The organism is Acinetobacter sp. USHLN143, from assembly GCF_037145695.1.
GTDB lineage: Bacteria > Pseudomonadota > Gammaproteobacteria > Pseudomonadales > Moraxellaceae > Acinetobacter > Acinetobacter fasciculus.
This window is the reverse complement of sequence record NZ_JBBCWZ010000105.1, coordinates 1-6,687: the sequence shown is the minus strand read 5'-3', so window position 1 is coordinate 6,687 and position 6,687 is coordinate 1. Positions and strand designations below refer to the sequence as shown.

Below are 6,687 nucleotides of genomic sequence, written 5' to 3'. Positions count from 1 at the left end.
AAAAGAATTGGGATTCAGCCGCAGGTTGAAACTTAATACGAGATCAAAGGGGTCAATTTTACTTCGCCATTTTTAAGGTAAAAGGGGTCAATTTTAAAATGCCGTTGACAACATCCAAATGCTGATGAAAGATGCTGAACGAGCCACCTTTGCTCATGGTTCTGTGGTGTGGAAGAAAGCCAAGGACTCCATCAGTCTGAATACCAAGGCATTGCTTCAGCATCAGCCTGAACTCATTGAGCTTTATCCACTTCAGAAGCAAGGCGGTCGTCGATTCAATATCTATACCGACTAGCCTGTTTCAGCACATTTAAATAGCGATGCGCAAAAACCGCTCCCCGCACTCCATTCGCTAGGAATAGAGGGCAAACGGTCGCGGCTTTTGTAGCGAGCTATATAGATATTTCTTGAATCAGGTGATCTACATAAAGCTGGATGATCTGTACAAAATCAAATTGAGGAAAATAAAATGATTAAAGGTTTAGCGATTACACCACCTGCCCTGGGACGTATCAGTATCGGTCGGGTAGTAGAAAAGAATGGCAAACGCCTACCTGAAAAGGATGATCAGTTCACCATTACTTCCCAGATCCAAAGCAAGGAGAGTGGCTGGGTAAAACATCCACTGGATGAACAGCTTCGAGCCAATACTCCCAATCAAAAGCTACGCTCAATTCCTGTCAGAATGATCTTCAATGATCCTGACTTAAACCTACGTGCAGAATACAGCTTATTTGACCGCCAGACTGGACGGCCAGTCTGTGTCGGCAATGGAGAAACCTGCCAGCGTTTAACCAATCAAGGGGTAGAGCAACATCCATGCCCATCACCTGATTTATGTCCTCTGGCACAAGGCGGCAACTGCAAACCTTATGGACGTTTACATGTGAATTTGGATGATTCGGATGAATTTGGCACCTTCATCTTTAGAACCACCGGCTTTAACAGTATTCGGACTTTGGCAGCACGATTGAGTTATTACCATGCAGCTTCAGGAGGCTTATTATCTTGCTTGCCTTTGCAACTGACTTTAAGAGGCAAAAGCACCACACAAAGCTATCGTCAGCCGGTGTATTACGTGGATCTGACTTTACGGGAGGGCATTAGTCTGAATGATGCGATTACCCAAGCTAAGCAGATTGATGAACAGAGTAAGCAGGCCGGATTCTATCAAGAAGCTGTAGATCATATTGCCAGACGAGGTTTTGCCAATGCACGGTTTGAAACGGATATAGAGGAAGGCTTAGATGTGCTGGAAGAATACTATCCTGAACAAGAACAGAACCGGGCGGTGGAGCAACAAGCTTCGCCTAAAGAGTTTGTACAGGATATTCAGCAGGGGTTACACCAAAGTGTAAGAGCTGTGAATTAAGCGAGAGGAGAGAAGATAGCTAACGTTAAATTTTACAGACCAGCTCTATTATTTGAGCGAATAGCCGCTCGCATCAATGATTAGGAGCTAGCCTCATGAATGCGTTTATCGGTCAAACATTTCAAATGAATCAACTCATCAGTATTAAGCAGGTCGTAGAATTTGTCGGTGTGGGGCGTTCTACCATCTACGAGATGATGGATGAGGACTCACCCTACTATGATCCAACTTTTCCAAAGAAAGTTAAAATTACTCAAAATCGTATCGGCTGGTCAGCTTATGAGATCCATCAATGGATTGAAAGTAAGTTGGCGAGTCGAGAATAAGGGATGCTCTTAGCTCCCTTATTTTGAATTAATTTTTTTATGCGCCACCGATCAAAATTTCTTTGTCATCATTAATGAGATAGTAGCTAAGAGCATTTTTTTTAAAAAGCAGCTTTTGTTGACAATGAGGACATTTATCATCTTTAGAATAAAAAGTATCTTTATTGTGAGCAAGTTCATCCATGATAGAGTCCAGGTATTCGCTACCGAGTTCTTTGTTACATAAAGGACAAGCGGTCATTTTTTTCACTCTTTAACTATTTGTCTTATCTTAGTTTTTAATTAAATTTGTGACAACCCCTGTTTATAATTACTCGGGCAGATTTATGTTAAGCATTTAAAGTGGATACTACGACCATCTATATTTAGAAGATCATGAAAAAAAATATAAACTATCACAATCATAATGCTGATCAATTATTTGGAATGAATTCTCAAATTGGCATGACCAGTTTGTAACAATCATTTTTAAAATCTACCCGAACATACTTCTCGACCTGAGCCACAGCTCAGGTCGAGATAGCTTGGCTTTTAAAAATTTTGGGCATCAGGTAGAGGCAATAGATTTTTCAGAGGAACTGGTTGAAAAAGCACGTCAGTTTACGGGAGCATTAGTACAATTGGTAAGTTTTTATGAGTTGGATGAAGCAGCTAAATACGATGGAATTTGGGCATATGCTTCTTTATTGCACTGCGAATGAGATATATTGTAAAGGATCTTAACGACGCTAAAGCCAAATGGTGTTTGCTATATGTCTTTTAAATATGGAGATCAATCTTACAAAGGATTGTGGGTATAACTTTTTTGAGCTGTTTATAAATTATTTTATGGTAAAAGTAACATTTAGGGATTGAAGAAAATCTATAAACATTTATATTTAAAATCAAATACTAGCTTTTAATAATACTTAAATAATGATTTATACCAACCACCAAATAAAATATTTTGCATGGGAAATAACCAAAAAGCGATCAGCTTCAGCTAGTGATCGTTTATCTCAGTCATTATTTGATGCCCAAGTGGATGTGAATCCTCATCAAATTGAAGCTGCTCTTTTTGCTTTAAATAATCCTTTAAGTAAAGGAGTCATTCTTGCTGATGAAGTGGGATTAGGAAAAACAATCGAGGCAGCTTTGGTGCTATGTCAGTATTGGGTTGAAAGACGTCGAAATTTATTAATTATTTGCCCTGCATCTTTACGAAAACAATGGGCGCAAGAATTACAAGATAAATTTAATTTACCTACCCAAGTTCTAGATTTGAAAACATGGAATATGGCACGCAAAGAAGGTATTTACGATCCTTTCAATAATGGGCAGATTTCAATCATCTCTTATGCTTTTGCAAATCGAATGGAATATGCCTTGGCACAAATTCCGTGGGATTTAGTTGTCATTGATGAAGCACATAAATTACGGAATGCTCATCGCTCAAATAATAAGATTGGAAATAGTTTAAAACGTTCTTTGGTTGGTAAGAAAAAGTTGTTATTAACAGCGACACCGTTACAGAACACTTTAATGGAGCTTTATGGTCTAAGTACGATTATAGATGAGCACTTATTTGGTGATGAGAAAGCATTTCGTTCTAGATATGTGGTTGATGGTGATATTCAATCGTTAAAAAAAAGAATCCAGCAATTTATGCAAAGGACTTTGCGTAAAGATGTTTTGGAATATGTTCCTTACACCAATCGTCATGCTTTAACAGTTCCCTTTAAGCCTAGTGATCATGAACAAAGCTTATATGATTCAATCAGTGAGTATTTGCAGCGAGATGTCAGCTATGCATTTCCACAACAACAAAAACATTTAATTTCAATTGTTTTAAGAAAACTTTTGGCATCCTCGACTCCTGCTGTAATTGCAACTTTAGAAGCTATTCAACAGCGACTGAAAAAATTGCTTGAACAGCAGAGTCTAGATGAAGATTGGCTCAGTAATTTTATTGTTGATGAGGATATGGATGAAGAGCTGCTGGATGATTTTGATGAGGAAGCAGGTCATGGACAAATAGATGTTAGTTTAATTAAATCTGAAATAGCTGAAATTGAACGTTATATACAGCAGGCTTATAAAATTAAAGATGATAGTAAGACTTTTGCTTTACTTTCCGCGATTGAGCAAGGCTTTGCTCGCATGTTTGAAATGGGTGCGAAACGAAAGGCTGTTATTTTTACTGAATCAAAGCGTACTCAGGAATACTTGATCGCATTCTTGGAAGCACGAGGATACAACGGAAAAGTAATAGGATTTAATGGAAGTAATACATCTGCAACGAATACAGGTATTTATCAAAAGTGGTTGGGTAAATATTTAGGGACTCAACATGTTACAGGCTCACCAGCAATTGATCGGCGCACGGCTTTAATCGATTTTTTTAAGAATGAGGCAGAAATACTAATTGCGACAGAAGCAGCAGCAGAAGGTGTGAATTTACAATTTTGCTCCTTGGTCATTAACTATGATTTACCATGGAATCCGCAACGTGTGGAACAACGAATAGGTCGTTGCCATCGTTATGGTCAGGAGTTTGATGTTGTTGTCGTTAATTTCTTAAATGAAAGGAATGAAGCAGATCAGCGAGTTTTGGAGTTGCTTAAAGATAAATTTCAGTTGTTTGATGGTGTCTTTGGTGCCTCTAATGACATTTTAGGAACAGTTGAAAGTGGTATAAATTTTGAAAAACGGATTTCTGAAATTTATGATCAATGTCGTAGTTCAGAAGAAATAGAACAAAGCTTTAAGCAATTAAGGGATGAGCTTGAAGAGCAAATTAACGATAAAATGAAAAGGACACAAGAGCTGTTACTTGAGCATTTTGATGCAGATATTCATGACTTGCTAAAAGTACAAAAAGAACGAGCTGAACTACAGCTAGATAAAATTAGTCGTTTGTTTTGGCTATCTACAAAATTTATTCTGGAAAAGTTCGCTCAATTTCATGACCATAATCTAAGTTTTGATTTAACTAAGTCACCAATATTAACAGCACCTTCAGGTAAATATCAGCTTATACGTAAAGGTGAGCGGATTCCTGAAAATACTTTTATCTATCGTTTAACTCATCCTTTAGGTGAGTTTGTGTTGGATAGTGCCAAAGGCTTACAGACACCAAAACAATTCATTCAGTTTGATTATAGCCAGTATGGTCAAAAGGTAACGCTACTAGAAGGGTTAAAAGGGCAAAAGGGTTGGCTATCTATTACTGTCTTGAGTTTGGATTCTTTTCAAGAAGAAGAGCATATTGTGATCACGGCAATGACCGATGATGGTAAGGTTTTAGATGTGGACTTATGTGAGCGGTTGCTTCAAGTCAATGCAACAGTATTGTCTGATGTAGTAGACCCGATTCCTGAAATATTTAAGGCAAATATTGATAAGCAGTATCAAGTTGCATTAAACCATGCTTTGGAGCTGAATGATGAGTTTTTCAAAAAGGAACGGGATAAGCTAGAACAGTGGGCTGAGGATAGTTTGCTTGCCGTGGAGAAAATGCTTGAAGATATAAAGTTAAAAATATCTAGTCTGAAACGAGAGTCTCGCAAAGCACCTGATATTGAAACTGAAAAACGACTACAGGAAGAAATACAAAAAGCTGAAAAAGAAAAACGACGCATGCGACAACAGGTTTTTGATGTCGAGGATGAAATAGCGGATAAGCGGGATGCGCTGGTCGAAGCATTGGAGCAAAGACTACATCGCTCAAGTAAAGCTGAAAACTTATTTGTAGTTAAGTGGAAAGTTATTTAAAGTATAGTTAAATTATTAATAATTTTAAGGTAGATAGTGGAAATGGGTATTTGGGATAAGTTGCATAACTTTGCAACTACATGTAATGAATTATCTTCTAAACTTGAAGAAAAAACAGCAAAGCTGGCTGAAAATGCTAAAAACTATGCTGAAGAAGAACGAGTTAAGGATTTTTATAAAATTAAAGATCAACTGATTGAAATCAATAAAAAACAGAAAGAAGTAGGTATTGAAGAAACAACAATTTTTGACTTCTTTAAAGATCGTCCCGAATATGCAGATTTATTAGAGTTAGAGCGAAATAAACAGAATTAAAATTTAATTTAACTAAAAGCGAGTAGAATTCCAAAAAATTCTATTCGCTCTATACGTTTTAAGAAAGTTGTTTCTCAAAGAAGCTCTTATATACGTTGCTAGTATCTAAATCAATGATATATAAGTTATTTGCTGCTCTTGTCAGTCCAGCATAAACAATTTCTGGACTATCATTAGGTTGAATGATCAGAAAAGTAGTATCAGCTTCAAAACCTTTAAAGCTATGAGTGGTTGCAATCTTCATTAAACCAGAATTGGCATTAAAATGTCTTTTTTTGAGTTTACGAAACTCATCTAGTGCTTTTAATTTCTGTTTTGCTGCATTTTTCATATAGCTCGTTAATTTTTGGATTTCAGAGCGAATATGGTTAATATCAGATGGATGACAAGAATGTAGTTTTTCTTCTAATTGAGCTTTCTTTTTTAGAAAAGTTTCAACTTTTCCATCAAAATTTTTTTGAATCATTTCATATTCAGTAGGTGTCTCAAAAGTACTATCCGTTCTCTGAAACTTAAAATTATTTTGTAGATTTCTTAAAAAATCAATTTTTGAAGAAAGGATAGCAATATCGTTTGGACTTATACTTAACGTTTTTAATGTCTGAATAATAAAGTCATAGGTTGCTTGAACACTATCTGCTAGAGGAATTTGTAAATACTTTTTATCTGAAAATGAAAAAGCTAGGTTTTCAATAATGTCATGCTCTAATTGGTCTGGATATTCCTTTAGAAAAGTATCTTTATATGCATTACAGAGATCAGCAAAAGCTTGGCGAATTCAAACATGAGGTGCGACAGTTTCAAAAGCCATATGATAATCAACAAGCTGAGCAAATTTCTCTAATGGTGTAAGCCAATCTAACGCTTTTCTAGGACGAGTATTCAGTGACATGGCAACTTGATTTAAATAATGCTGATCTG

Annotated in this window: 7 protein-coding genes and 2 pseudogenes; 6 read left to right on the top strand and 3 right to left on the bottom strand. The window is 36.5% G+C overall.

What is annotated here, in order from left to right:
* Positions 1 to 112: 112 nt before the first annotated feature.
* The 3 genes and pseudogenes from WFH18_RS16190 to WFH18_RS16180 all read left to right on the top strand — a co-directional run.
* A pseudogene (locus tag WFH18_RS16190) lies at positions 113 to 295 on the top strand (YqaJ viral recombinase family protein); the annotation flags it as partial.
* Between the two features lie 174 nt (positions 296 to 469).
* Complete coding sequence (locus tag WFH18_RS16185) at positions 470 to 1,372, top strand: recombination directionality factor (protein ID WP_336755265.1); 903 nt, start codon at positions 470 to 472, stop codon at positions 1,370 to 1,372.
* A gap of 95 nt (positions 1,373 to 1,467) precedes the next feature.
* Positions 1,468 to 1,698, top strand: a complete 231-nt coding sequence (locus tag WFH18_RS16180) for a helix-turn-helix transcriptional regulator (protein ID WP_005096077.1) — start codon at positions 1,468 to 1,470, stop codon at positions 1,696 to 1,698.
* Between the two features lie 37 nt (positions 1,699 to 1,735).
* On the opposite strand, the gene WFH18_RS16175 is transcribed toward WFH18_RS16180, so the two are convergent.
* Positions 1,736 to 1,882 (bottom strand): hypothetical protein, encoded by a 147-nt coding sequence (locus tag WFH18_RS16175; protein ID WP_336755263.1) that lies wholly within the window; start codon positions 1,880 to 1,882, stop codon positions 1,736 to 1,738.
* A 340-nt stretch (positions 1,883 to 2,222) separates the two neighbouring features.
* Between WFH18_RS16175 and WFH18_RS18575 the strand changes: the two genes are divergently transcribed.
* The 3 genes from WFH18_RS18575 to WFH18_RS16160 all read left to right on the top strand — a co-directional run bounded on the left by WFH18_RS18575 (position 2,223) and on the right by WFH18_RS16160 (position 5,766).
* Complete coding sequence (locus WFH18_RS18575; protein ID WP_374952191.1) at positions 2,223 to 2,399, top strand: class I SAM-dependent methyltransferase; 177 nt, start codon at positions 2,223 to 2,225, stop codon at positions 2,397 to 2,399.
* 214 nt (positions 2,400 to 2,613) lie between these two features.
* A complete protein-coding gene (locus tag WFH18_RS16165) occupies positions 2,614 to 5,451 on the top strand; it encodes an SNF2-related protein (RefSeq protein WP_336755262.1) in 2,838 nt (945 codons plus the stop codon).
* A 42-nt stretch (positions 5,452 to 5,493) separates the two neighbouring features.
* A complete protein-coding gene (locus tag WFH18_RS16160; protein ID WP_106439006.1) occupies positions 5,494 to 5,766 on the top strand; it encodes a hypothetical protein in 273 nt (90 codons plus the stop codon).
* Positions 5,767 to 5,824: 58 nt separating this feature from the next.
* On the opposite strand, the gene WFH18_RS16155 is transcribed toward WFH18_RS16160, so the two are convergent.
* Both WFH18_RS16155 and WFH18_RS16150 read right to left on the bottom strand, forming a co-directional pair.
* Positions 5,825 to 6,232: a hypothetical protein gene (locus WFH18_RS16155; RefSeq protein ID WP_336755260.1), complete on the bottom strand. Its 408-nt coding sequence runs from the start codon at positions 6,230 to 6,232 to the stop codon at positions 5,825 to 5,827.
* Positions 6,233 to 6,544: 312 nt separating this feature from the next.
* A pseudogene (locus WFH18_RS16150) lies at positions 6,545 to 6,687 on the bottom strand (IS30 family transposase); the annotation flags it as partial.